The sequence below is a fragment of the Vibrio sp. 10N.222.48.A3 genome, from assembly GCF_041475345.1.
Taxonomy (GTDB): domain Bacteria; phylum Pseudomonadota; class Gammaproteobacteria; order Enterobacterales; family Vibrionaceae; genus Vibrio; species Vibrio tasmaniensis_A.
The window spans coordinates 1-25,188 of record NZ_JBFRVX010000017.1 but is presented as its reverse complement, the minus strand read 5'-3'; the positions used below and the strand labels follow the sequence as shown (position 1 = coordinate 25,188).

Annotated in this window: 25 protein-coding genes; 18 read left to right on the top strand and 7 right to left on the bottom strand. The window is 38.5% G+C overall.

All coding sequences use genetic code 11. The features are described 5' to 3' along the window. Nucleotides 1–242: 242 nt before the first annotated feature. From AB4653_RS00520 to AB4653_RS00465, 12 genes are all read left to right on the top strand, one after another. The gene (locus tag AB4653_RS00520) at nucleotides 243–1,655 is read left to right on the top strand and encodes a DNA cytosine methyltransferase (RefSeq protein ID WP_102258412.1); all 1,413 of its coding nucleotides are present in this window, start codon (nucleotides 243–245) and stop codon (nucleotides 1,653–1,655) included. Between the two features lie 42 nt (nucleotides 1,656–1,697). After that, the gene (locus AB4653_RS00515) at nucleotides 1,698–2,087 is read left to right on the top strand and encodes a hypothetical protein (RefSeq protein WP_102258411.1); all 390 of its coding nucleotides are present in this window, start codon (nucleotides 1,698–1,700) and stop codon (nucleotides 2,085–2,087) included. A gap of 52 nt (nucleotides 2,088–2,139) precedes the next feature. Then, nucleotides 2,140–2,883, top strand: coding sequence for a hypothetical protein (locus tag AB4653_RS00510; RefSeq protein WP_102258410.1), 744 nt, complete (start codon nucleotides 2,140–2,142; stop codon nucleotides 2,881–2,883). A 430-nt stretch (nucleotides 2,884–3,313) separates the two neighbouring features. Then, entirely contained in the window at nucleotides 3,314–3,757 is a 444-nt protein-coding gene (locus AB4653_RS00505; protein WP_102258409.1) for a hypothetical protein, read from the top strand. Between the two features lie 322 nt (nucleotides 3,758–4,079). Then, complete coding sequence (locus tag AB4653_RS00500; RefSeq protein ID WP_102258408.1) at nucleotides 4,080–4,490, top strand: hypothetical protein; 411 nt, start codon at nucleotides 4,080–4,082, stop codon at nucleotides 4,488–4,490. Between the two features lie 77 nt (nucleotides 4,491–4,567). Further along, entirely contained in the window at nucleotides 4,568–5,041 is a 474-nt protein-coding gene (locus AB4653_RS00495; RefSeq protein WP_372103087.1) for a hypothetical protein, read from the top strand. Between the two features lie 118 nt (nucleotides 5,042–5,159). Further along, entirely contained in the window at nucleotides 5,160–5,717 is a 558-nt protein-coding gene (locus tag AB4653_RS00490; protein ID WP_133153714.1) for a hypothetical protein, read from the top strand. Nucleotides 5,718–5,731: 14 nt separating this feature from the next. Continuing rightward, nucleotides 5,732–6,001: a hypothetical protein gene (locus AB4653_RS00485; protein ID WP_102258405.1), complete on the top strand. Its 270-nt coding sequence runs from the start codon at nucleotides 5,732–5,734 to the stop codon at nucleotides 5,999–6,001. Between the two features lie 61 nt (nucleotides 6,002–6,062). Beyond that, the gene (locus AB4653_RS00480) at nucleotides 6,063–6,527 is read left to right on the top strand and encodes a hypothetical protein (RefSeq protein ID WP_102258404.1); all 465 of its coding nucleotides are present in this window, start codon (nucleotides 6,063–6,065) and stop codon (nucleotides 6,525–6,527) included. A gap of 12 nt (nucleotides 6,528–6,539) precedes the next feature. Beyond that, on the top strand, nucleotides 6,540–7,742 hold the full coding sequence (locus tag AB4653_RS00475) for a site-specific integrase (RefSeq protein ID WP_102258403.1): 1,203 nt from the start codon (nucleotides 6,540–6,542) through the stop codon (nucleotides 7,740–7,742). Between the two features lie 53 nt (nucleotides 7,743–7,795). Then, complete coding sequence (locus AB4653_RS00470) at nucleotides 7,796–9,265, top strand: hypothetical protein (protein ID WP_102579720.1); 1,470 nt, start codon at nucleotides 7,796–7,798, stop codon at nucleotides 9,263–9,265. 76 nt (nucleotides 9,266–9,341) lie between these two features. After that, a complete protein-coding gene (locus AB4653_RS00465; protein ID WP_102258401.1) occupies nucleotides 9,342–10,247 on the top strand; it encodes a DNA cytosine methyltransferase in 906 nt (301 codons plus the stop codon). A 97-nt stretch (nucleotides 10,248–10,344) separates the two neighbouring features. On the opposite strand, the gene AB4653_RS00460 is transcribed toward AB4653_RS00465, so the two are convergent. The 3 genes from AB4653_RS00460 to AB4653_RS00450 all read right to left on the bottom strand — a co-directional run bounded on the left by AB4653_RS00460 (nucleotide 10,345) and on the right by AB4653_RS00450 (nucleotide 12,967). Continuing rightward, nucleotides 10,345–10,860 (bottom strand): Fe3+-citrate ABC transporter substrate-binding protein, encoded by a 516-nt coding sequence (locus AB4653_RS00460; protein WP_102258446.1) that lies wholly within the window; start codon nucleotides 10,858–10,860, stop codon nucleotides 10,345–10,347. Nucleotides 10,861–11,300: 440 nt separating this feature from the next. Continuing rightward, on the bottom strand, nucleotides 11,301–12,521 hold the full coding sequence (locus AB4653_RS00455; RefSeq protein WP_372085552.1) for a DUF4113 domain-containing protein: 1,221 nt from the start codon (nucleotides 12,519–12,521) through the stop codon (nucleotides 11,301–11,303). A gap of 17 nt (nucleotides 12,522–12,538) precedes the next feature. Further along, nucleotides 12,539–12,967 (bottom strand): S24 family peptidase, encoded by a 429-nt coding sequence (locus tag AB4653_RS00450; protein ID WP_102258399.1) that lies wholly within the window; start codon nucleotides 12,965–12,967, stop codon nucleotides 12,539–12,541. A gap of 167 nt (nucleotides 12,968–13,134) precedes the next feature. Between AB4653_RS00450 and AB4653_RS00445 the strand changes: the two genes are divergently transcribed. The 3 genes from AB4653_RS00445 to AB4653_RS00435 all read left to right on the top strand — a co-directional run bounded on the left by AB4653_RS00445 (nucleotide 13,135) and on the right by AB4653_RS00435 (nucleotide 14,300). Beyond that, a complete protein-coding gene (locus tag AB4653_RS00445; RefSeq protein WP_157936406.1) occupies nucleotides 13,135–13,740 on the top strand; it encodes a restriction endonuclease in 606 nt (201 codons plus the stop codon). Nucleotides 13,741–13,803: 63 nt separating this feature from the next. Then, nucleotides 13,804–13,965, top strand: coding sequence for a hypothetical protein (locus tag AB4653_RS00440; protein ID WP_157936405.1), 162 nt, complete (start codon nucleotides 13,804–13,806; stop codon nucleotides 13,963–13,965). A gap of 38 nt (nucleotides 13,966–14,003) precedes the next feature. Beyond that, nucleotides 14,004–14,300, top strand: coding sequence for a hypothetical protein (locus AB4653_RS00435; RefSeq protein WP_102258397.1), 297 nt, complete (start codon nucleotides 14,004–14,006; stop codon nucleotides 14,298–14,300). Between the two features lie 653 nt (nucleotides 14,301–14,953). Here the strand turns inward: AB4653_RS00435 and AB4653_RS00430 are convergent. Together AB4653_RS00430 and AB4653_RS00425 are read right to left on the bottom strand one after the other, a co-directional pair. After that, nucleotides 14,954–16,264 (bottom strand): site-specific integrase, encoded by a 1,311-nt coding sequence (locus AB4653_RS00430; RefSeq protein WP_102258395.1) that lies wholly within the window; start codon nucleotides 16,262–16,264, stop codon nucleotides 14,954–14,956. A gap of 465 nt (nucleotides 16,265–16,729) precedes the next feature. Continuing rightward, nucleotides 16,730–19,186, bottom strand: a complete 2,457-nt coding sequence (locus AB4653_RS00425) for an ATP-dependent helicase (RefSeq protein WP_170962714.1) — start codon at nucleotides 19,184–19,186, stop codon at nucleotides 16,730–16,732. A gap of 73 nt (nucleotides 19,187–19,259) precedes the next feature. On the opposite strand from AB4653_RS00425, the gene AB4653_RS00420 reads away from it, so the two are divergent. Continuing rightward, nucleotides 19,260–19,895 (top strand): hypothetical protein, encoded by a 636-nt coding sequence (locus AB4653_RS00420; RefSeq protein WP_133151981.1) that lies wholly within the window; start codon nucleotides 19,260–19,262, stop codon nucleotides 19,893–19,895. 47 nt (nucleotides 19,896–19,942) lie between these two features. Here the strand turns inward: AB4653_RS00420 and AB4653_RS00415 are convergent, their stop codons facing one another. Beyond that, nucleotides 19,943–20,929, bottom strand: a complete 987-nt coding sequence (locus AB4653_RS00415; RefSeq protein ID WP_133151980.1) for a hypothetical protein — start codon at nucleotides 20,927–20,929, stop codon at nucleotides 19,943–19,945. Between the two features lie 345 nt (nucleotides 20,930–21,274). Here AB4653_RS00415 and AB4653_RS00410 point away from each other — a divergent pair, with 345 nt between their 5' ends. Beyond that, nucleotides 21,275–22,018 carry a hypothetical protein gene (locus tag AB4653_RS00410; protein ID WP_102258391.1) on the top strand — a complete coding sequence of 248 codons (744 nt, stop codon included), beginning with the start codon at nucleotides 21,275–21,277 and terminating at the stop codon, nucleotides 22,016–22,018. A 136-nt stretch (nucleotides 22,019–22,154) separates the two neighbouring features. Here the strand turns inward: AB4653_RS00410 and AB4653_RS00405 are convergent, their stop codons facing one another. Then, nucleotides 22,155–23,816, bottom strand: coding sequence for a hypothetical protein (locus AB4653_RS00405; protein ID WP_102258390.1), 1,662 nt, complete (start codon nucleotides 23,814–23,816; stop codon nucleotides 22,155–22,157). A 117-nt stretch (nucleotides 23,817–23,933) separates the two neighbouring features. Between AB4653_RS00405 and AB4653_RS00400 the strand changes: the two genes are divergently transcribed. Beyond that, a partial coding sequence (locus AB4653_RS00400; protein WP_170965287.1) for a hypothetical protein occupies nucleotides 23,934–25,188 on the top strand: 1,255 nt, incomplete at its 3' end.

The window sequence follows — 25,188 nt, the reverse complement described above, 5'->3', positions numbered from 1 at the left end:
GAAACTAACCAAAGTGCCAGTGTCAAAATTGAGAGAACGTTCAGGATTTAGTTTAGCGCCGCTCAACGAGTACGCTCTAATTCGTGTATATCGAAAAAGAAGGTCTGTGGTGAAGTCTGAAGTTGAAACTGATTCATAAGAACAGGTAGCTATTATGTAATTAATTGTTAGAAAAACGCCGTATTCGCGACATTTCGAGTGGTATTGTAAATTAAGAATTAATTTAACGAGAGTCGATACGCGTGATAACAAGAGAAACATATTCGGTAAAACATATTGCAAACGGTGTGGGCCGAATTTATATAAAAAACTCAAAAATCCTTCGACAAAATGGTTATGTAGCTGGGGCTCAATTCTCAATCACTGAAAGGAAACATGCTTTAAAACTTACCCTTTGCAACGATGGTACCAAGAGCGTAAACAAGACCAACAGGGGTGAACTGGTAGAAATCAGGTCTAAGATGGTCGGTGCTGTTCTAAATGGCGTTTCAAAGGTCAATGTTACGTTCAAGCAGGGAATAATTTATATTGAAGTGGCTTTGGTAGAGCTAAAGCGCATGATCCGAGAAGCAGCCCTTATCAAAAGTCTATTGAATGAGATTCCGCTCAGATTCGCCTCTATATTCTCCGGTATTGGTACTCTGTCATACCAAATAAAGAAAGGGTTACAATCTCAGTTAATTGAATCAGAAATAGCTCTCTCAATTGATTCTGATACCTTGGCCATGAATATTCAAATAGAAGGGAATCCCATTTGGAACACTCCGACAGAAGATGCACAAGCATATGGAGTTGATATACGAGATATAGACGTAGATCAACTTAAATCGGTTCACGTAGCAGAAGTAGGGTATCCGTGCGTAGGGCAATCTACGCTTTGTCCCGCGAGCAGAAGGGACTTAGATCACCCAGAAGCAGGAACACTATTTATCCCACTAATCGGCATCATTAAGAAGCTAAATCCTGCCTTAATTATTCTAGAAAATTCCGTACCATTTATTAAGAGTCAAACACTTTCACTAATGGAACGAGAATTTGACTTCTTAGGCTATAGACTGCAAACCACAAAAATTAATGGCTACGATAACGGTGACTTTGAGGAAAGGAGAAGAGCTTGCGCAGTACTCATATCAAAAGGTTTACCAGAACTCCCTTTAGATCAATTTTACCCTCCATCTGATATCGAACGCTCAACATTCAATTCGATTAGGGATGATATTGCAGATAACAGCGATAAATGGAGCCTAATGGAACACGTAACTAAGAAGTCAAACGATACCAGGCTTAATTTTAAGCACAACCTTCTAATTGGCGATGAAGACAAAGTAGCAACGCTCACGGCGGGATACGCATCACCCAGAATAGGATCTCCGATGGTGGCGCATGATAATTATGAAGAAAACGGACTACAGCGTTTAATTTCCAATTTGGAACATTCTAGAATCCGAGGTATCCCGGACCAATTATGGCGTGTCCTTGAGAAAGTAGGTGCCGGTAATCACAGTTTGGTGAGTAAACGAGGAAACACCTCACACGTCCATCGAATGCTAGGTAATGGAGTTTCGCCAAAGGCATGGTTCAATTTATCAGCATTTATTGGGGGTTATTTAAGAAACCTAGCTTATAAGGAAAGTCTTATGAGTAAGTTCCGATAGCAGATATATTTGACCAAACAGATAAATTTTAAGGATGGAATAATGTCACAGAGAATTATGCAGTTTGATAGAAATGATACAACGAGAGATATCATTGTGTGCGGTTGGGATCGCCCTCTGTCGCAGTTGTTTTGTTATGTGGGCTCTGAAACAAAGTCTGCATATGAATTTATGCCAGATGATGTAGACGAATGGCTATTAGATGAGCAACTAAAGTTAGACAAATTTATTTATGTTCCTAATGGTGACGTGACTACTGAGTGTTTAAACACATTAAAAAGGTTCATTGAAAATGGTCACGCAATGTTAGAGCAACCTATGAGTGATGATGTCATAACGCAATTGCTTGAACTATTGAAAGAAGATGCTAAAACCGATTTGATGAACGTAATTTCACTACATGCTATCAATGGGCAACTTGAAGCCAAGTAACGAGTAAGCGATTGAATTGAAACGAACTTCTAAAATATGAGAGTAAAACGTAATGATGTCACTGAAACCATTCCAAAAAGTAAAACTATTGCTTGTTGTGATCGCCATATTATTTGCTTGGTGTTATCAAAGAGCCAACACAGAACCAGAAATAACTCGGCATGGGTTAAAACCTATGACTGCATCTATCGCGCAAGCGTGCTCTTTAGAGGGAGACTGCATAGACGGAGTGCTTCTTCTGCAAGGTCAATTTACCATTTTCTCAAAAGAGGTACTGGAAGACTTTTTTCTTGAAAATAATTTAACTTTTGGGGATGTTGAATATATTTGCTTCGATTCGCCAGGCGGTGAAAATTCATTTGGGATATACCTTGGAACTGAAATTGCTAACAACAAAATAAATACGTGTGTTGCTGATGCTTATTATGTAGCGGGAGAACTAACGTCAGAATTATCTGAATCTAATGAAGCCACTATATGTGCCTCTATGTGTCCGTTTACTTATATGTCTGGAAACGAACGTATAATGCTTGGTAAATCCACAGAATTTCTTTACCATTCATCTCAATCAACAATTGGAGTTTGTGGCTTTTGTGTTTACACATTCACAGATAAAAGATCAAAAGATCAAATAATGAATTTACTCCTCTCTTACAAAGAGAAAGGAAGTAGACCAATATCCGAAATAGAAAAATTGATTGATGTAACATTTAGCATTCCTCATGAAAAAATAGCTCCAATGACATATGAGCAATTAGCCAAATACAACGTTGTGACTCAATTTGAAAGCCTTTAATGCACTGCTCAAACTCCAACCTTTGTAGACCTTCATACTAAATACTGATCTCTAAAATGACATAAGGAAAAACCTCGGTATGTTCGAGGTTTTTCCTTAAAAAACCACCAGCTATACACAGCCTAGAGTGACGCTGTAACTGTTAAATTAATCAACCATGCCCGACCAATTATCCTAATATTGGAAATACTGTCAGTACTTAAGCTCGACAATTCATACACCCAGTAAGCTGTTCGTCTAAAGTAAATTTCAATTTGGGGAAAGATGGTAAAAAGAAACATAATAAAATCGTGCATAACGATTTTATTATGTTTATAATGCATACTGCAAACTATAATTCATCAATTGAATGTTAGTGTATTACAACGATTATGTTTCATGTGGATTATAAAGCAGCATGGAATCCGCAGTTAACTTAAGAGGGAATTCAATGAGCTATCGTGAACCTTTAATGTACCCATATCTAATGTCGGGATGTGTTGTACATCAGTTCGAAGTGGTACGTCATGAATCGGAGGTCTTCGGTAAAAAACAGATCGACCAAATTGAACTGAACTTTATTGGAATAGACAAACCGAGCGCCTATCTATCCGTTGAAGATTTAAGTCGCGGTGTAGATGGAATGATTCAATTCACTAATGCGCTAGAAATAGGCCTGGGACTTGATGATCGAAAGAGCGATATGATTTCTATTACCACAAGAAGTGTAGACTTCTTAACTTTTGACAGGAAAGGGCGAGGGTATTCGAAGTTGGAAGTTAGTAGTTCCGGCATTAATACAATCACGACGACCGCAAAAGAGTGGGAAGTCGATCCTATAAAAACATTGCTAAACATTTATACGCTCCTTACGGATGCGAGTAGTCGGAAATAGAAAGAGCTAACTTATGAAATAGCAAAACAAAGAAGCAATGCGAGCTTGCCGACCCCTCCCTAAGCGCAGTTAAACTTGTTCGGCAATAAACTGTGCAATTTCCATTAGGATATTGCACTTTTCTTATTGCTCCACCAAAAACAGAAGTACAAAAGAATTCGTTAAATTACAAGCTAAATAATTCATGATGACAGCAAGTTAATTGATTTTAAATGGATAGGGGATTCCGAGTGTTTACATTTCAACTTATTATAATAAAAACGCATTGCGTTAGTTTTATTATGAGTGTAAGCTGTATATATAAACAGTAAGGAGTAAGAGAATGCTAAAGAGTCCAATTTATCAATCGGAAAATGAAAACCATTATTTCGAAATCATTCCAGAAGGCGTCGCAAACCCATCGATATACACTTTTGCTTTCAGTTCGTTATTTTTCAAGTTCAATATCTGGGAAGAAGTCAAAGAGGCTTCAATCAGCATCTCTAATCTTGAGAGAGGGGCGGAAGGAATCGCTGATTTTATTCAATCAATCCCACTACCAATCAATGCCCCTGAAAGCGGCGACTACCGATTTTTGTGTCGCACCATGAATGTATTGGCGATTGCCGAAAATGGGAAAGATATCCGTCTGCTAGACAAATACGATAACGTTCTATTTCGCTTGTCGGCAAATGAATGCAGAGATGACCCTTCCACTGGGTTGGCTTTCATTTATGCATTCGTAATGAAATAGCCGATTGCAAAACAGAAACTTACGATGATCAAAAGGTATTAATGATGAGTTATCCCCAATCAACAATTGCAGAAGTTTTGAGTCTACAAAAGGAGTTTGAAGGCATCTCCAAGCTAATTGGTGACAGTGTAGCGAGAGTGTCTAACAAAGCTATGGGCGCCATTATTGATGAACAGCAAAAAAGCGCCATCAATTACACACTGGTTATCCCTCAGTCGAATGAAGCAATTGAATTAGGGGGCGGTAAGCTATGGTTTGCCGGCTTTGTCTTTGTTGAAAATAGTCAAATTCAATGGGGTGATACAAACATTACACTGCCACTACATGCACAAATCGTTGAATCGTTGACAGAGCATTTTAAAGGCTGCATTTCACTAACTGGTGACAACCTTACCGAAATCTCTCTAGCAGAACGACTCGCAGCTAAGCGCCTTGTCCAGACAGAAGCACTAACACACACGATCATCGTCCCTGACAGCACTATGGGTGTTGAGTGTGGCCACGGAAGCGGCATTTGGCACCCTGTACTAATTTCTAGCAACCAACTTTAATTTTAGGAACAACTATGGCTACTAAACAACCTATACAACCTCTGCATCCGTTTAACCCTCAAGCGCCTCGCGCTCAATCTCAAAAGCTCGCTTACAGTGCCAATAGGTCGTGAAGTACTTGTTTGAAAATTGTGGCATTCCTGCCATTTCAAACTTGATGGCAATGGAATTCCCAATATCTGACAAAGAACAATTTTGTCAGCTATTGGGATGCACTTTTAAACAGTGTGTTGAATTTGGGTTTTCTCCAGATGCTAAAGAAGTTCCTACACTATCGAAGTCTCGTTACATCCAAATTCGAAATAAAATTCAACTTGAGGCTAATGAAGGCACCGAATGGTACAGAACCTTCCACCTTACGCCTCGACCAATTCAACCACTATTAGTAGATGAGAAGCGAGGGCTCATTTTTAAAGAGAATGCAATCGTAACCTACCTACTAGACAACAACCCAAATGGGCTCACATTCAATGATTTATACCGTGGGTTAAGTCCGTGTGAATATGTAGAAGATTATGAACAGTTCGCTCAACTGATCGGCTACCCACTAGAAGGTTTCCTTGAAATGAATTCGACATCAGAAGAATCCGCTAAAGCAGCAAAATTGATGTATGAACATGGATTTACAGAGTTAGAAGCTCGAAACAAGGTAATTGAACTAATTGCCAATCAATAATTAAGGCGGTCATCATGCTACTCGATAAAGTTAACTCGGATTTCAACTTAGTCATGTCAAATTCTATGCCATCAACCAATTACGAACTTCGCAATATGACGACTGTGGCAGGGTTAAATTTCATTGCGATCACGGTTCCCAAAGCTAAAGGTGTAGGCGAACCCATGATTATCATCGTTAATGGGGCTAAGAAAATCGTCAATATAAAGCATGACAAAGACGAGAAGCATGATGCATGGGCCAGGCTGTCAAAATTGCTTTGCCTCTATTTCTTTAAGTTTTGACTTATCTGGCAAGTGAAATCTGAAGAAACATAAAAGACTAGATCATAAAGAGGATCGCGTTATGCTGACAGCTCAACAAACTGGCTTTATGCCGATAATTATAAGCTTGATGTCCATTAGGATTAATGCCGTTGATTTAAAAGTACTAAATCAGATCCTAAGTTCAAAGATACACGGTTTACGAGTGTCGAACGCCAAAGGCCAAGACTTTTACTTTGAAGCGATCAGCACTCAACTTATTAACTATCACAATACAAACTACATTCACGTAGAGTTTAATAGTGACTGCCAATCCGTCATTGATCATTATCCTATGATGAATTTCGATTTAGACCCATTAAGCTTTGATTTGCAGCCTGTTCACATAGAGGTTTTTGTCGATAGTGGGGCGGATGTCTTTATACACGCTTCAACATCCTTTAACTTTAGCAACTTACGAACTGAAAAAGAAGTTGGCGTTAATGCTGTGAGAGAATGCAATTTCGTTAAAATAAACCATAACCATTCCACCCAAAAGTCGTCATAACGAGCTATTTGTATGAGCAAAAATAAAGTCACCACTTTACCTGTTAAATCATCTTCTCAAGGAATTGCTCTTAGAGAAGATGATTATGATGTCATGAGTAAATGGAAACAGCGTCAATCTAAATTAGGTCGATTTCAAGTTAATTTCCCTGATTTAATTGAGCTAATAGATCCATTATCGGAAAACGCTGACTTCATTGTTATTCGAGCAAACAAGTTCAACAAGGATCGTGGTGGCTTATCCAAATCTACAACTCAACAACTTGCTAGTGTATTAAGAGCATGGGCTAAATTTTGCGTAGATCGGGGGATTTATGCGTTTCCGCAGCCGAACAGTAATGCGGTAGAACTGTATTTGATGCACCTAATTGCGCTCGATAAATCGATTGCGACCATTAATCAACACCGCAACCAATTGAGATACATTTATGATTACTTGGAGGTGTATAACCCACTGCGCTCACCGGATGTAAAAGCAATAACTAAATCCCTAAAGCTCGATTACGTTGAGTTAACTGGGAATTCCTATACACAAAATCAAGCAACGCCGTTGAGGGCTGTTCACTTAAATGCATTATTTGACCACTTTGACAATTTAGACTTAAAAATCAGGGCCAGAGTATCACTCAAGCAGCGAAAGTATTTAGCGATTGCGAGTACGCTTTATTCGACTTGTTTACGTGAAGATGAAATTTGTCGTATAAAACTTAAGGACCTAATAGAAACTTTTGATGAAAATGGTGATGTAGCATTTAAAGTACTACGAACCCGAAGTAAAACAGGGGTTGACGTAAAGTCTAAATTTGTCACTGGTCGTTACGCTGTCACTCTTAAATCGTACCTGACTCGTGTGACACCCATTTTGCACAGTACCGATTTCGTTTTCAGTAATATAAGCGAAGGTTTAGTTGCGTTATCGCCAAGCACACCTCCAACGGGAACAACTATAGACCGCAATTTATCGTCGCTATTTCAGATTTTTACTCAACTAAATTCTGAAAATTTAGAAGCTGACATTTCAGTGTATAACAAGCCGAACTGGACTGGTCATAGTGGTCGAATTGGTCGGGTGGTGGACGAATATGTAATAAACAAATTGAGAATAGATCAAATTCAGCCAATAGGTGATTGGAAATCAACTCAAATGGTATTGGTTTATTTACGTGAAGTTATGGAAAACGAAGAAATGGAAAAAAACATAAGAAGTGCAGAGTGAATCATTTACCTGGGACTTAATGGTACGTAATTTATATTTATACAGAGGCTTACATGAACAAATCACTTGTAATAACTGCAAACCAATCCGTTATCGAGTCAGCCCTAATCAACGCTGACTTCAACATGACTCGATATCCATTGATGACTATTCTTTCAGTACTGTGCGAAAGCATAATTTCTAAGGAATTTTGCCAAAATGAAATGGATGGCCACATGGCATTTCTGTGTAACTCTACGAAGCAAGCTGTCTCTACATTCAAGCTAACATCTAAAGAAGGTTCGATTAGTGATGAAATGAAAAAAGACTTCTTAGCTGATTTGTCGATCATTAATGGTGTGACTTCGTTATACAAAACAATGCAAACGCTCAACGTTCAGCACAATGATACAATTAACAAACTGACCGACCCTATCACTCTTCAAAACCAAGCAGACAGTTCACTGATAACTGAGATATCCGAACTTAACACACAATTATCTTCAAGCACATTAATCCTCTCTCAGAGTCAAGCAGAACTACAGATTCTAAAAGAGAAGTACAGCCTACTTGAGAACAATTTAGCGTCGAATAAAGAAGCGTCTGAGCGTTTATCCCATTTTTTACTGTGTTTAAAAAACAAACTCGGCATCGAGGAAGGTAGCTGTCAGAAGTCTGATATTTTAGATGATGTGATCGTAAGCCTGGTGACCAATAACAATGCTATAAAAGAGCATGAACACACAAAGTCTAAATTAGCAGCAACCATTAAAAAACTGAATGATGTAAGTAAAAGAGAAGCAACGCTTCGAAAGATGAACCCTGAATCACTCCAGAAGCGGCTCGACAAGCAAAAGAAAAACAAAGATGAACATAAGGTAGAATTGGCAGAGGAACGCTCTAAGCATCGCGCAGAGCTCGAAATAGCAAAGCAATGGAAGACATTGTATTCGACAATTCAGGTTGAACAATCGGGAGTCGGTTTAGAAAACATAGAATTTAATGTCTACGTGGTTAACGAGCCATCCAAGTCACGAAGTAATAATTTAAACATTGCTACTGTCGACTTGCCATTTACGATATTGGTGCATTCTTCAACGGGTATCTATTTTGAAGTGCAATTCACGTATTTTGGCACACCTATTTATCCAGCCATAGGCCCACATCAAAAAGGGTGGCCAAGGGAGGTCAATAACCAAGTCCATTTATGTCTAATTGAACAGTTAGGGTCCAGCAAGTTCAGAAACAAACGTACCTTGGAAATAATGAGTCAAATCGAAAAAATCAAGAAAGTGTCTATTCTAGATTTAGACATAGACGAGTTTGAAGGTTACTACGATATTATACTGGCCTGTGGTTGCAAAACCTTGTGGGGAGCAGCTGCCTTATCCTCCGACAGCTTCGTAAGTGCCGTTCAATCTAATTTAGTTGATGACACATACGCAGAAGTAAAAATTCGTGATGCCCACCAACTTGTTTTAGAGTTTATTACAACTGTATGCCAAGAAGCAGCAAGGATCAGAAAGTTCTCTTTCGCTGCTTAATTTCGACATTCCGACGTATTAACAGAAAAACCAATGCTAAGGTACTGACTAAATAACATTAGTGAGTACCTTTTTTATGAGCGAATATTCAATAACAAGTTTCTTTAGCGGAGCTGGCCTTGGTGATAAGGGAATTGTGGATGCTGGAGTTCGGATCAACCAATCATTTGAAATGGATGCTAACGCCGTTAAAACGTATAACGCGAACTTTGATCACCAAATTTCTGAAACTGACATAACCAAAACTTTGGTGCTTGAACAAACAAAATCCGAAGGCATGGTTTTTTCTTACCCGTGTACCCGTTATTCCAATATGGCGAATTTGCACGGCACACAAACTGGTGATGACCTCTATCTACATGCATTACGATTTTTAGCGATAGCAAGACCAGAATTTTACGCCGTCGAGAACGTTGTAGGACTCAAATACTTCAAAATAGTCATGGAAGCCATGACGAAAATGAGCGACTACTATGTTCAGATTTTTTGCCCTGTGGAATCATCTATCTTCGTACCGCAACGTAGAGATAGATTAGTAATTTTAGCGACCAAGAAGTATTTCAATTTTAGACCTCCTGAAAATCTCAAACCCGTTTCATTAGCATCTATATTGGAAAAAAACCCACAAATTAGCATTCCAAAGTCAGTTTACACCCGCCTTGATGGTGGCTACCGTGATCTACCGATTATCTCAGATCCGCGCAAAGGCGACATTGCGCCCTGCTGTCTAGCCCACTACGGTAAAGACCGTGGAACTAGGCTCGTTGTCGATACCAACTTTCCTCGCAATGTGCGTCCATACACAGTTAGGGAGTACGCCAGATTGCAAGGCCTTGAAGATTCATTCGTCTTTCCTGTGTGCGACACAGAGGCTTTTAAGCAGATCGGAAATGGAATTACACGTCATGTTGGCATATGGATAGGCACCGAATTTAAGCGATATATGTCCCAAGGCAGAAGAATAGCATCAAATCTTAGTTAAGATACCTATCATAGATTTCGAGATGAGAAGGGAAGGTAAGCTAACTACTTTTCATCTCCAAAAATAATGACCAACAACATTAAATTTCATTGCTGAATCATTTGAATTTAGCAAAGGAGTAACGTCCAATATGTTCAATAATAGGTAATATATCGCTATAGGCTTCGAGCAAAGCAGACTTGGTTTGGATGTAGGCAGAGAGCTTGCCGTACTTTCCAATTGAGCGCACAACGGTTTTATATTGGTACTTGCCCGAATTGGTATTCAACACCCTCCACTTTGTCAAATAACATAACTCTTTCTTATCGGGGTCCGATAGGGTCGGGGTCGGCTTATACACCAAAGTTGGCTCTAGGCTACGTGGTAACCGGCCTAATAAAAGTTCATCTTCCAAAATCCTTTTCCAATGTTTACCCCAAAACTTTTTCCCTAATTGATTGCGCTTTTTGATAGCTATCTTTAATGCTTCTTTCTCGCCAAGCTTGATAAATCCAACGCTTAAGTGTTGTACAGTAATTGAGGAGTCGGGGACGTGTATCTTGTATGCGGTTCTTCCTTTGGAAATAAATCGATGACCAACCTTGCCGACTGTGGTAGATGAATTATTTTTCATCACTTTCTTGGGTTTCAATTTCTTCACTATAGGTGTCGAGTCATTCTTTGACGCTGGTTCTTTATTGTTAAAAGAACTAATAACATTATGATCGATAATGTCATACGCTTTTTCGGCTTCAACCAGAAGACCGTCTAGTTTTCTTAGATCATCAGTATCGAGTAAGCACTTAATAATTAATCGCTTTTGAGTGGGACTAAACATCTGGGTTATATCTTGACGTTTATCTAAAAAATCAAATCGTGGAGGGATGAGTTCGCTTAACTCTAATAGTTCTTTAGTCAAATTCCTGATTGTATTGGTATGTATGCTTCCTAGAGAAACTAACAAAGAATACACCCTGACTGCATTATTCATAAATCGCTTCCAATATTACGTACGTATGAATTATGACATTTCGTATTGTTAATACCAAGCTTTATGAATCAGTTGTTTGGCTATTATGCTTTCACGACTACGATATCTCTCCAACGTGTTGTTGGGCTTTTTGATAGGAATTGTCTTTCTACCTTGGCCTTATCGATACCGGTATTCGCAAGAAAGACAGTGTTCTTACCAAACCTTCGATTAATTTGGTCGAAAAGTCCCATAAATGTATCGCGGTCCTCAGTACCAAATAAATCAAGCTGCTCATTACGCTTACTTTCCAAAGCAAGAAAACCTACCCCCACTTTTGAAATTTCTGTACCAGGGACGTACATCGAATCAACCAGAAAATTAACGACTTTAGATAAGATAATCAAGTCGCTGGTGGCGTAATCAAAGTGATGTAGATTTCGCTTGAAATATGGCTTCCATGTGTCTGAGGAAGTTCCTATATGAACAGTAATCGTTTTTATCTTTGATTGTTGATTTCTGGCCTTAAGAGAGGCTAAATTTAGTAGTTCGCAAGCGGCTCGCTTTACGTTTATTAAACCGGCCAATCTAGGTGACACCGTTCGAGTTGAGAAGATTTGCTTTTTGTCTGGACGCGATTCGTACCAGGAAAAACAAGGTTCGTTATTTAATTCTCGAACGGTTTTCTCTACATCGATATTAAACTCCTTCCTGATGCGAGTAGGACACTGTTTCGATAAGGCTAAAGCAGTCCTAACCCCAGAATGTTCTAATTGGTTTGCTCTACGTACGCCTATTCCCCAAACATCGTTTGCGGAGAGGTCAACCAACGATCTATTAGGCCCTATTAACAAGAATACTCCATCCGAATTGGACTTGGCTAACCGCGACGCGCATTTTGATAGTGTCATTGTCTTAGCGATTCCGATAGACACTGGCACTCGTGTTCGCCTCCATATTTCTCGTCGTATTATCTTAGCGTGCTCTATTATTTCGCTTTCAGATAAAGTATCTATCGTTAGCCAGCATTCATCAATTGAATAAATAAACTGTTCATTTGCGAACTCACTAGCAACGGACATAAAGGCTTTACTAACGCTATTGTACAGTGAGTAATTTGAGCTAAAAACATTGACTCCTTTTGCCTCTGCCAGCCCCTTTATTTCAGAGTAATAAGACATACGTTTGAAACCTAAATCACTGGCTTGGCGGTTTAATGCAACGATAGAACTATCACCATTAGATAACACAATTATGGGTTTGCCTCGTAAGTCTGGACGGTAGATTAACTCTGCGTTGGCATAGAATCGATTTGCATCAATCATCAAATAATACTTCATCATTAAAGCCTGAAACCTTCAGGAACAAGGGCGCGAATTGTAGATGTGACCACCCCCTCAATTTGCAAGGTATCGTCTTCTGTTATTGGCACAACGCTTTCACGACCGAAATAATCGATAGAGACAAGGGCAGGGATGTGTCTATTCAACCTTTTGACGACAAATGCACCGTTATAATTCGCCACAACGATGCTTAAATGTTCTGGTAGGCGCTTTCTATTGACGACAAGAATATCCGATTCAAATATCCGAAGACCCTGCATTGAGTCACCACTGACACGAACAAAAAACATCGAGTTCGGATCATCAATTAACAGTTCATCGATACTTATATTTGACTCAGCATAATCAAGTGCGGGACTTTCAAAGTTGGTAATAGAGGCGTCAACGGTAATAGGGAAAAAATTCATAGATAAGTACTGTTTATGCATACAGCCCTTATGATGAGCGATGAGATTGGAATATTCAACAAAAAGGAGAGTTGGAATTAAACAGAACTACGCAAGTGGGGAAAAAGATAATTTACACATACCATTTTAATTGAACGATTGTCACAAAAGTCATATCCTTGTTGAAGATGAATATGGAGTTTTTCAATATGGACTTTCAATTAAACTTACAAAATGATAGTGGTTTTATTCCCGATATCAATCAGTTAGGCATGTACTTGTATGTCGCTGCCGTTGTCTTTTACTTAGTCGTATTTTTCTTCTGCTACGTATGGCTGACAAAAGGAAGGTCAAAACACAAAGTCAATGTCAATGTTTCGAAGCGGCTATTCAAAGAAGTCGTGTACATGAACGACTCAGAAAAACTAGCTTATTTGAGAAAAGTTAATCCGTATGTCTTTGAAGAAATGATTCTTACAGCTCTTGAGTATCATGGTTACACAATTTCTAGAGGTACAAAATACAGTAACGACGGTGGAATAGACGGTAAGGTAAAAATCAAAGGTAAGTGGCACCTTATTCAAGCGAAAAGGTATTCGGGGCCAATACAGTCATCCCATGCTTTAAATTTCGACAAAGTATGTCAAGTAAATCAAACCTGTGGTTTCTTCATACATACGGGTAAAACACCATTCCGAAAAGGGCGTGTACAATTGAAAAATAGTGCAATCGTATCCGGCACATCGATGCTTTCCATGTTCTCAAAAAAAATGCCCCCCCAATTATTAAATGCATTACATCAGTTTAATCCATGAAGGTAATACTTCATTTCAAGCAGTTAAATAAGTCCTATCCACTTACTAATTAAAAGAGCGATTATGAAATTATATATCGAGCCTATTAGCGCAATTTTACTCTCCATTCTACTTGGATGGGGGTGGAGCAAGATCACCAGTGAACCGATTTGCCAAGTCGAAGAGGTTCACAATGAACAGAAAGTACTAATCCCTAAGTATTGCAATGAAGTCTTGGATACTTAAATCTCCCCTAAAAATCGAACAACTTAAAGAGAAGCATTATGCTCAACCTTAAACGAACATTAATCGCGATTGTCGCCTTCGCCACAATTAGTGGTTGCTCAGGTGAATCTACCGCACCATCGGGAGAAAAACCCTCCCCAACACAGCCTGCAACAAAGCCAAAACCGGAAGGGGGAACAAACCCGACATCAGGCGATCTTTTTAGCACTGCAATATCGGTAGGTGGACATTCAGTTTTTATCGGAGCGCCAAGTGAGTCTTCATCGAGTAAAGGTTTACATGGGGATAGAGAAAACAATGATTTAGACTGGTCGGGCGCTGTCTACATTCATTGATAAAGCTTCAACAGGACCAAAACCTCTCACACAATGGGCTAATTAGAGGAGTAATTAGCTCCTAACCGTTGAATCTTGTCACATTAAAGTCGCGTTAAATATTCTATGGCTTAAATGTAAAGCCTGGATTAACTTGATAATCAGGTTTGTTATGGACCTCTCCGCTAACGCATTCTTTGATATCTCTAGAACCCTTAGATAAACCGATTATCCTTTCTAGGTTCTTTTGGAGCTTTGCAAGTGCTACCGGGTCCGTTGTGCTTGTACTTTTTGTTTTCAACGACTCTATGCTCATATCACAACTCCTCTTACTGTTCAATATTACTTTTAATTTGGAAGTTTTATATCTCTTAGGCATATAAATACAAAATGCTTCCAAATTAAACATAAGTATAGCTTAGTTGTGCTGAGTATCACTTTTGATACACTTTTGACGTAAAATTCACATTAGTTCGCTGAATAAACATGAATCTCATAATAAAATTTACGTATATGCAACCTTGAGACAAGTTGATAGTAATGCGCATGTACGCAATTGTAAACATGGTTTCTGTGAATTTTTATCAATTTAATCTAACAAAACTTCCAAATTAAACTTAGGGGACTTCCATTCCATAAATAACAATATAGTAATGATACTATTAACAATTAACTTAACTAGATAGCGTGATCGGCTTTAGCATTCTCTGTAAAAATTTATTCTTTAAATCAATGGACTGATAACGACTTGCCGTTCGTTGACTCTCATAAATCGCTAATGTTTGTTCTGAAGAGTGTCCAGCATCCAACATAACGTGACGAGGATTACGCCCTGATGCCAAGTCAATTTGAATACCGGTATGCCGTAATGAGTGTGGTGTAAGCTTCCTCATTAACTCAGCATCCAATGGATAACCACCAGCCATCAAACTATCAGCAACCAACTCAAATACCTCTTGAATTAACTCCCCTATTTGACTAATTCCAAGATTTGCATCCACGATATCCTTTTCTCTACCATTAGTTGCGGCTCGGTGCCTTACGAACATAGGCGAATGATCATCCGGTAACGGAAATCCATCACCTAACCCTCTATGCTTCCTATAACGCAAAAGAGCATCGATCAGTAAAGGAGGACAAATCACCTTTCGTGTTTTACCTCCCTTGCTATTAGGGATAAAATAAGTGTAATAAACTTGATCATTAAGGTCGCGATGCATTTCAAAATCACCAAATACGGGTGAATATGCCGGCCTTGCAGAAACTTCACTTATCCTAGGATAGCAAAACAACATCAGATAGATGATTAAACGCGAACGCTCGTATTTATCCGGATTCTCTTTAGCTATTCGTTCTACCGTTGAAAGCAAGTGTGAAACCTGTAAAGCACTCATACCTTTATGCCCGACTTCTCTTCGTTCATGCTTCAAGGCCACTTTTACGGAAGATGTCAATCTTCGCATTGCTACTGCTGCAGAATTCCTAAAGCTATATTCGATATCTTCTAGGTATACGAAGACGAATGATAAATTCGAAAGTTGTGTCTTCAAACTACCCTCCGTACGTTTATATTGCCTTGGATGGTTTCTATTAACGAATGGACGCCATTGTTCATTAACAACAATCAACTGATCGTCACTCTTTGATTTATCTAAAAGCCCTGCGCTGAAAGTAGATATAAGGTGATTTGGAGGATCATTACAAAAATCTATAAATGAATTCATATCCTTTAGTGTTAGTTCTACGATGTCTTTTCCCAAAACCAACCAAGACCAATTCAATAATAGATTAATATCGCCTCGTATAGCGTTGTAAGTGTTGGGCGTCCCTGATACTGACTCTAAACAATCCAATACATGCTCGTAAGTCGTATACACCCCAGATGTCGCTTTGCATGCAGAAAGGCTTCTAAGCACCTTAGAAGCATCTGGCATAGTTACTTTCAAATGGGTTACTGGTGGAAATAAAGGGAAAAACTCAACCATAATCGATTCCAGAATTAAACGGTTTGTTTTGAGATGCAATGAAGATGCGAACGATAGTAAAACCGTCCGACTAGCCACATTATCGATGTATGTGCATATTGGCAGTAACGGAGGAGAAAACAAAAAGATACTGTGTTAATGAACATGCCTTAAGTATATGGCACACGACCTAAGAAGTTCACCTCTTTTCTAATATCTAGTTTTTACATCCTTTTTGGTCCGGTGTATCTGACCAAAAGAAATAAAACTGGCTTCACCATTGTAAAGAGCTTCAATATCCGCTTTCTCTTGCCTACAGCGATTAGAGTTAGCAATGTTCCTTTTTATTCTTAAAGTATCTTCATTGCATAAGGTTTTTTTTTGATTTATTTGATTTCGCTGATGTTTTGATGCCTCTCATAGATGAAATAGCTCGTGTTGCATGCTCAATATCTGTTGATAAAAATAACATAACTATTCCTTATATTATGGATTGAAAGTTGACATTTGGGTTTGAGCCTTATTTTCAGTTCGCTTAAATGATTCTTTTAGCCGAGAACCCAATTTAGATGTAGTTGTCTTATTGGCTCCAGATGGAGCAATAACATTGAGAGTACTATTGCTCGATTGGGACGTCGTTTGAGATGAAAAATCTGATTGAAACAACGATTTACCGTGTTCTTCAGTGATCATAACCCCAGCGCTAATGCTGTCAGCTATATGTTGGGCAATCATAGGGAACGGCGCTGATTTTACCGTCTTATCAAACATAAAGCGTGATGATGAAGTAGTTAAGTAATTCTTCACTTTCGACCGAGTGGCCATTACGTAGTATAACCGTGCAGCCTCATCGAGTTCCTTGGCTGTTAGAGGGTCGAGTCCACGCTTCCAAATTGCATTATCACAGCCGACAATAAAGCAGACCTTTGCTTCCAAACCTTTCGATGCATGTCCCGTTAATAGCTTTACACCATTTACACCACTTTCACGCTGCTTAGAATCTCTTGTGGTTAGATCATCAACTATATCGAATAAGCTTTGCTCTGAGTTAAGTCGAATACGGATTTCATCAAATAATATGGCTATATTGTCCAGACGCTTATCAGTTGCAGATTCATTTTCATTACCGGTTGTCTTTGCTTTAAGTGCATCAATTTTTTCATAAGCAGGAAGGGTCTTTTGAATATATGCATCTCGAATACCCTCAGTGACTTCTAACCAAAACTCTGCTTTCCATGAAGCATATGCTTTCCTTGCTTCATCTGAGGTAGCTATAAATTGTTTGGCTGCGTCTATTGTAATGTTACCGCCATCATCAAGAATGAATTCTTCTATAAGTTTGGTTTCCTCAAGCCTTAAAAGGTCATAGGACATTTGATGAAACTCTAAGACTTCATTTATTGGCTCTAAGTTCTTCCCCTTTGCCCTACCCTTAAGCAGTTCAATCGGTGTAGATTCATGGTTTTTTTGGTATTGATCCCTTATCCACATACCCGTAACTGCGATAGGCATAACATCTGTAATGCGCGACCAGGCTAAAACATCTTTTGGACGAACAATTGAACGAAGAAAAGCCATTACATCACGTACTTCAGCACACTCATAAAAATTTCTCTCACCGACCATTTCAAAAGGCATGTGGGATTGTTTCAATACGTCTTCAATTTTCTTTGCTGCAGTGCGTGTTCTGTAAATAACGTAGATATCTTCGGCCTTTTCACCAATAGATATATTACGTTTGATTTCATCGACTACCCAATTTGCCTCATCGAAATCTGAATCAAACTTGTGGTACTCAGACATTTGGTTATTGATAGTATCAATACCACATTCTAGCTGCCCTTTTGTTATTTGGTTTTGCATATCGACAGCAAAAATATTGGTTGAAGTGATCAGATTTTGAGAAGAACGATAATTCACTTTAAGTTCATGGTCTTCGAAGATTCCATAATCGTTCTGTGCATTAGTCATAAGTAGCACATCTGAACCACGAAAGTCATAGATGGCCTGTCTTCCATCCCCAACTATAAAGAGGTTTAATTTAGGGTTTCCTCTTTTCAACTCTTTGATTATTGCAGCTTGAATGTAGTTAGTATCTTGGTACTCATCGATTAGAATATGATTAAACTCGCTGGCTATTTTTTTACATAATGATGGGTTGAATTTGAGAAGGTAGTAAGTATTGGTCAACACATCATCAAAATCGATAGCATGGACCGCTCGGCAATTTTTCGCATACTTATCCCAGACTTTAATAAGTAAGAAGTCTCTCAACTTATAATTTTGTGAAATAGTAGAGTAAGCTTGATTCACGGAGTCTGCGTCATCAGTAGAATTCAGGCTTGATGAAATATCTAACCATTCCTTGTAGAGATCATCATCTTTAACTGTGATCTTAAAGAAAGTGCTGGGGGTGTGGCACTTCGCTCTTAAAAGAGACATCTGCGAAGTGAAATCTCTAGGTTTAAGCTCAAGCTTATCAATAAGTTTTTTGAAGCCATTTGGTAACGATTTTATGGATTCTTTCATTATCTTTTTTGAATCGTCATCGTCAATAATAAAGAAACCTTCAGGGTAACCTAATTTTGTTTTGAAAAATTCGTGTGAAGAATATTTGCGGAGAAAGCGATTGAAGATACCGTGGAAGGTTCCAGTCTTTATTTTATGGCCTAATAACCCGCACGTATCCTGCACTCGATCTTTGAACTCTTTTGAGGATTCATTCGTGAAAGACAGGGCTAGGATTCCATTAGGCTCAACTCCACCAGAAAGGAGGTTTGCCACTCTTGCCTCCATAGTTTTCGTCTTTCCTGTGCCAGGTCCTGCAACAACTCGAATATTTAATGATGATGACGTAGCTGCTTTATACTGCTCTTTATTTAACCCACTCAAGACTTCATTTATATCTTGCATCGGCATTGAATTTTCTAATTGATTACTCACAATCCCACCAAATCTCTTCATAATCACAAGTTTAAACTATATACTATTTTCAGAAACTAGCACAGGGTCATCTATGAAAGACTATCAATATTGGCTTGGCAAACTTAAGCTTCACAAATCGACAGCCATCTCATTTTTGGTACGAGGTAAAAATACGTCTTGCTTTGTCAAAACCTCCGTAACAAGTGGTAATACAATCCCTATCCTCAATATTCCAACCAGTTCTTATATATCTCTAATACATTCAGTTTTTTCTCATAACACTGAGAAAAGAGTATTCGATGTGGATTCTCAAGCGTATGGCGTTGAAGTAATATTCGATGGATTGAAGGAGTATGGCTTTAAGAGCATGACACTGACACACCAACCGTTGTCATATGGACAATATGTAACAGCTCTCTCTTGTCACGAAGAGGAAGAGGAAGAGGAAGAGACTTGCTCAACTTACGTAGTGCAAGCAAATCTTGAACATGAGGAGACTGCAGCGACAAGCCATACTCAATACGATAATGCAGTCAAAAATGCGGAAAAGGCCGAACTTGAGTATTTAATGCTTATGAGAAAAGCCATTCCATTTCAACTATCCAATAAAGAGAAAGGTCGGTTCGTTGAATTCGAATTAAGGCTAGAGCCAATGATCACCCATGACCCACAATTGCAAAATGGCGGTTATAATCCCTGGGGTGGCTGGTGGCGCTTTGCAGAATAAGAAAAAAGCAGCAAAAATTGTTTTGCTGCTTCTTGATAAAACTTTCCCTAATACTTCAGGTCAAAATCGGGGTGCTTCTCTGTAAGAAATTCACTTGCTTCGTCGAAACAGATTTTTAGTTTTTGTAGATCATCTGCTTGAATTGGGTTAAAAGCGCCGTTGTACTTTCGAATATACTGCATATACAGTTTGTGATATTCGTTACGAGAATCGAACCAATGACGCAAACGATCTAGTGTGTCGGATAGTTCATCTACGATTGTCAGGTCCTTCAAATTAGACTTAGAAACAATTTGCTGTATTGAAGTAGTATTTAATATAAATTCTGCAATCAACTTTTCTCTTAAACGAACCGTTTTTAGTAATTCGTCTGGTAGACCAAATGACATTATCGTTTCACGCAGAAGCTTTCTAGCCCTTCGATACGAACTTTCAGATTTTGACTGCCAAGTTCCATCTTCCATTTCATGAATATGGTGAGCATTTCGATTAGCTCGCATTCCTAATCCCATTTTCAAAATATCAGCTTTAGGAATCTTATAGGTATCAATTAATCGATAAATTAAATCTATCAATATAGCGGATTGACTATCCATAGTTGGCTGAGCTTCATTTAACCATTTATCGACAGAGTTCTCAGCTGAAGCACATACAATAGATAGTTCTTTTACACTCCAACCAGAAATTTTCACTAAATCTGATATTGTTTTAAGTGTCCAAGGAGCTGCCTGGGGATAGACATTCGTAAGGCGAGCAAACATTTCAATTTCTGGCGATGTGACTTCGTTGGCCATATCTCTTGCGTCGTCTGATACTTTTACAATTTTAGGCCAACGAGTATTTGGCAACGCTAAACCAGAACAGAATTTACCAGTGGTAACTCCTGAAGCCGCCATAACTCCCAGTAACTCAACAGATGTAAAGCCGTAATTGTAATCACAAGATGCCGGTTGACTCTCTACAATTCCGTCCAAATCTAACAGTTCTAACGAACCACTTTCCAATAACGATACTAATGAATCAGAACTATTCATAACTACACCCATGCTTAATTTCAAATGTTTTTACACTATACATCATAAAACTATTCAGCTCTTGGGTTATTGTGAAAATAATCACAATATTTCTAGCTAAAACCTTACCTAACCGAACCCCATAGCAAGCAAAGAACTTTTACAATCAATATGATTTGAAAGGATTAAGTTTCAAAAACCTACTTTAGAATGTACATTAAAGTACATAATATTTTTAAAAAAACTACTGTGTTTATGTTCAAATGTTCATTATACTAAAAAATAAACAACGTCTTAAAGTAACCAAACTAACTTACAATTATCTGTATAATTTAATGTTAGTAATTGAATGTGAGGTATCGAAAGATGAATACCGTAAGCTTGATAGCAATCTACAAAGACTCTATTGAAAAAGCAGTAGAAAACAACTCCCTTGAGTTGTGCAGCACACATTTCTTAGGGAAACTGCCTTCAACTGGAATTACATTTTTTCCTAGTGTTGCATCTTTCCAGCATTACACGTCGAACATAATGACCACTAAGCCGATGCATCTAATTACTACTAATTACGTTGGTAATCAGGTAGACGCAGCTTTACGCGTTCATTCAATCGATGACCTCAAAAAAGCTTCTATTCTTGACTTAGCAAAAGCTTCTCAAGACTTGAAATTACTTATCGCGTTATTTTTAGACGCACTGTTTGAAACTGGCGAACATGCTGAATTAGTAAATGAGCTACATAAAAAAGGTTTCATTAAATTCACTTATGGTGGCGAAAAGATCTTCACTCGGCGTTCGGCCTTGCTGCAAGTACTAGGTCACGCACCACAATTAATAGACAGATTGAGAGATATCCCCGAACTTAGTCACATTGACGCTATCAAGTTTGTAGGATATGAAAAAAACATACCTGTTGATTTGATTACTGTATTCGCCGACGGAAACTTAATCTATCAGGATGAATCTCATAGCGCCCTCGTAGCATCAGTGACTAAAGCGCCTCATGTATCATTAACTGTGCCTAGCTTGATAAAAACAGCTGAACCTAAAATTAGCTTGGAACTTTTAAAAGCCCAAGTTAATCAATCGAAAAAGGTTAATGCAGCATGATGTACTACGTAAACCCTAAATGATACATTCACCAAGGATTTAAAAGACACCAAAAAAACCTCACTCGATTTCTCAATGTGAGGTTTTTTTATTCAACTTTAAACACACCTTTATGCACTGAAAATGTGGAAAACGATTACATGTTGATACTGAATAAGTGACTAATTTGCTTCAACTGATCATTTTCCAACTCAACTTCTGTGTTTAAAGCGTCAGGTTCTTCTCGGCTTGTTATCGTTTGTTCATTTGGGCTCAATAAACCCTCCAATCCAAACTTATCTATTTGCTCTGAGGTGATAATTGAATTCGCGCTTGTAAGTTCTGGTGATTCACTTTGATTAGACACTTTACTAGAAGTTTTCGGTTTCGCTCCATACGCGACCTCTCGTTCTGCTAACTTAGATTTAGCTTTTTCCTGAACTTCTACAAGGTCCGAATTCTCAATTAAATTCAATAATGTTTTCAATTGATAATGCTTACGCTTATCCAATGAACCATCAGTATTGTTCAGCGAATCATAGTCCAACATATCTGATGAATATTGCTCTAATATCTCAGAAACATTTTCGGATATTTGAAGCTTAGCCGCCTGAACTAATTGATGTTGAATCCCCTTTTTAGCTCTCGACTGAGAAATGTCGACCTCATAATCTAACGAGTAACAGCGTGCATTCACCTCTTCCTTTGGTACCCCGCACTCTTTTAAAGCAGCGTTTAACTTTGTGATGTTGTTCTTGATAAGCATAACTTCAGCTTCTGGCATTCCATTTTCTTTAAGAACGAGCACGGCCTCTTCTTTTTTGAAGTTCTTTTTTGTCTTTCCGGTAATGTTAGATGTGGCCACCTCAATACGAATGTCATCACTCTGACCTTTTGAAAGCACCTTAAGGTAGTCTTGGTAAATATCTTCTTCTTTAATAATGCTTTCAGCTACCTCTTTAGACATAATCCGAAGCAATGAAGCTTTAACCATTGCTTCTTTTATATCATTAGGGATTTCTTCTGAACTCTGTATTTGATATTTAGGAATGGGCGGGGTAGGAAACAAACCCTTGGTGTACTTGTTGTAAGCTGCTTGACCTACATGAAGAATTTCAGCTTCGAACTCAGAGTCAAACGGTACATTAATGTCATCAAATGAATCTGTTGTCATGTTATATGGCGATACCATAACTTCATCGATTTCAATACCCAGCCTATTGGCTATCATCTTTCCAATTGTACACTGAGTTGAATACATCAAGGGTTCTTCATAGAGCAGAGTCTTAAGCCCCCCCTCAGATGGGAACTTATAATCCAATAGAATAATTTTCCCATCCACTTCCCATATTTGATCCACTTGAACCCTCGCCCAATTGAAATCTGGCAAGTTTGCATTAACTATCCGTTCAACTAAATCTGGTCGTTCACGTACCAACGTATATTTCTTCTGTAATTCTTCACGCTTTACCTCGTTCAGAATTGGTTCGAACCTTGTGCCACGACGCATAGCTGCATTTGGTGGCGCTGGTGAATCTATGAGGAGTTTTAGCCTAAAAATATCAATTTCAGAAGAGTGCGAATATTTTTGTTCTGAAATAGTATCTGCCAATTTATTACGGTGAGACTGTAATAAAGGGCCAATTTCACTACCTCCTATTCGAAACAGGCGATCTACGTGCCAGATTGCCCGACTTGGATCAAGTTTTATTACATCGTCTATCCAGCGATCGATATTCTCTTGCTTTAAATACGGATATTGCGGCAGTTGACTTATTTCAAATTCAAGGTGCCTTCTAATTTGGTTGATATCCTTCACGCTAACCTCCCAAAGTTACTCGTTTATTTGCATCGAATTGGTAGACAGACTATTATCTGTATTGTTCATTTACACTATATATTATTTTTTAGTTTTTGTTTAATGGAAGGGTTCAAAATGCAAGGAATGAGAGAAAAATTCAACAAATTAAAGCGTGTATCAAAACCAAACCCAAGAAACATTGCGCTCATGGTTGATAGCTATAACATTTCAGACGACGATCCAGCAAACCACTTTATAACTGGTATCGATATCCAAACAGGGCTAGAAGCGAAAGTATTTCTTCGATACGATGAAAATACTTCCGAAAATCGCCCTTCCATCGCCGATTTTGCAGACTCAAGTAACAACCTCCATGTTAATGCCTCAACTAATGGCGATAAAGCAGGGGTTGTTCTATTTAATGGCTGTGAACAATCAGGGAAATCATCTTTCAAATCAAATTGGTGTAATGTTCTTATCCGAGATAGCGCCAAGTCAAAAGAGTCTCTTTCGCTTGGTTTAAGTACCGTGGTTTTAAAAGCCGGAGAGTATGACTCTGAAAACCCTGATGCTGAAATTCGAAATCAGGCATTTGTTCGTCAAGCGATGGTTAAAGAATCAAAAATGTTTGCGGCTAATCAGTTCAATGAATTATTAAACGCCGTTAAATCAGCAATGATCCAACCAGAGGGGTCTGGACGCTATTTACCAGAAGTAGCTATTCGTATCGTAGATTACACGGAAGATGAACCATTCGTTGACTCCATCACTCTTACCGCCCCATACAAGCCCCAGGTTGATGACCAGCCTAATGAACTGTTTTCACCTGAAGAATGTGTTGAATACTTCTTATCTCGTAGGCTTGATAGTAATGGTAAAGATATTACTGGTGCATATATCGATGTATTTCAATCTATCGTTAATTCAATGAAAGAATCTGAAGAACTTTCTACTGAAGACCTATTTATTGAAGTTATGCCCGTGGAACGCCGTAAATTCGGCCCTCTTACAACGAAGAACTTCTTTGCACTGAAAGAAGTCGATGCAAGAAATGGCGGAAAAAAAGTTGTTAACGACTTATCTAAAAAAGGTGAAGTTATAGCCAACCGATACATGCGCAGAACTGAAAATGGATCTGAACGCCTATACGTACCTACCGTTATTGGGCTGTCAAAGCCAAATGACCCTAATGACAACCACCCGGACTACTTATTCGTGACAGAATCCAATACTTGCGAAGTATTTCCAAAGGGATATCCATTAGCGCATCTGCCTACAGATCATTACTCAAATGAAAATGAATTTAAAAAGGTTTTCGAAAATAAGAATGATGGCAATAAAAACCTAGTTTCGGAAGCACAAGCTCAAAATACCGAAGCTCCTAAAGCCG

Excerpts from the sequence above, each read along its gene's own strand:
- AB4653_RS00515 (WP_102258411.1), top strand. The coding sequence starts at position 1,698 with ATGTCACAGAGAATTATGCAGTTTGATAGAAATGATACAACGAGAGAT.
- AB4653_RS00510 (WP_102258410.1), top strand. The coding sequence starts at position 2,140 with ATGATGTCACTGAAACCATTCCAAAAAGTAAAACTATTGCTTGTTGTG.
- AB4653_RS00505 (WP_102258409.1), top strand. The coding sequence starts at position 3,314 with ATGAGCTATCGTGAACCTTTAATGTACCCATATCTAATGTCGGGATGT.
- AB4653_RS00500 (WP_102258408.1), top strand. The coding sequence starts at position 4,080 with ATGCTAAAGAGTCCAATTTATCAATCGGAAAATGAAAACCATTATTTC.
- AB4653_RS00485 (WP_102258405.1), top strand. The coding sequence starts at position 5,732 with ATGCTACTCGATAAAGTTAACTCGGATTTCAACTTAGTCATGTCAAAT.
- AB4653_RS00480 (WP_102258404.1), top strand. The coding sequence starts at position 6,063 with ATGCTGACAGCTCAACAAACTGGCTTTATGCCGATAATTATAAGCTTG.
- AB4653_RS00475 (WP_102258403.1), top strand. The coding sequence starts at position 6,540 with ATGAGCAAAAATAAAGTCACCACTTTACCTGTTAAATCATCTTCTCAA.
- AB4653_RS00470 (WP_102579720.1), top strand. The coding sequence starts at position 7,796 with ATGAACAAATCACTTGTAATAACTGCAAACCAATCCGTTATCGAGTCA.
- AB4653_RS00465 (WP_102258401.1), top strand. The coding sequence starts at position 9,342 with ATGAGCGAATATTCAATAACAAGTTTCTTTAGCGGAGCTGGCCTTGGT.
- AB4653_RS00460 (WP_102258446.1), bottom strand. The coding sequence starts at position 10,860 with ATGAAAAATAATTCATCTACCACAGTCGGCAAGGTTGGTCATCGATTT.
- AB4653_RS00455 (WP_372085552.1), bottom strand. The coding sequence starts at position 12,521 with ATGATTGATGCAAATCGATTCTATGCCAACGCAGAGTTAATCTACCGT.
- AB4653_RS00450 (WP_102258399.1), bottom strand. The coding sequence starts at position 12,967 with ATGCATAAACAGTACTTATCTATGAATTTTTTCCCTATTACCGTTGAC.
- AB4653_RS00445 (WP_157936406.1), top strand. The coding sequence starts at position 13,135 with ATGGACTTTCAATTAAACTTACAAAATGATAGTGGTTTTATTCCCGAT.
- AB4653_RS00440 (WP_157936405.1), top strand. The coding sequence starts at position 13,804 with ATGAAATTATATATCGAGCCTATTAGCGCAATTTTACTCTCCATTCTA.
- AB4653_RS00435 (WP_102258397.1), top strand. The coding sequence starts at position 14,004 with ATGCTCAACCTTAAACGAACATTAATCGCGATTGTCGCCTTCGCCACA.
- AB4653_RS00430 (WP_102258395.1), bottom strand. The coding sequence starts at position 16,264 with ATGGTTGAGTTTTTCCCTTTATTTCCACCAGTAACCCATTTGAAAGTA.
- AB4653_RS00420 (WP_133151981.1), top strand. The coding sequence starts at position 19,260 with ATGAAAGACTATCAATATTGGCTTGGCAAACTTAAGCTTCACAAATCG.
- AB4653_RS00415 (WP_133151980.1), bottom strand. The coding sequence starts at position 20,929 with ATGAATAGTTCTGATTCATTAGTATCGTTATTGGAAAGTGGTTCGTTA.
- AB4653_RS00410 (WP_102258391.1), top strand. The coding sequence starts at position 21,275 with ATGAATACCGTAAGCTTGATAGCAATCTACAAAGACTCTATTGAAAAA.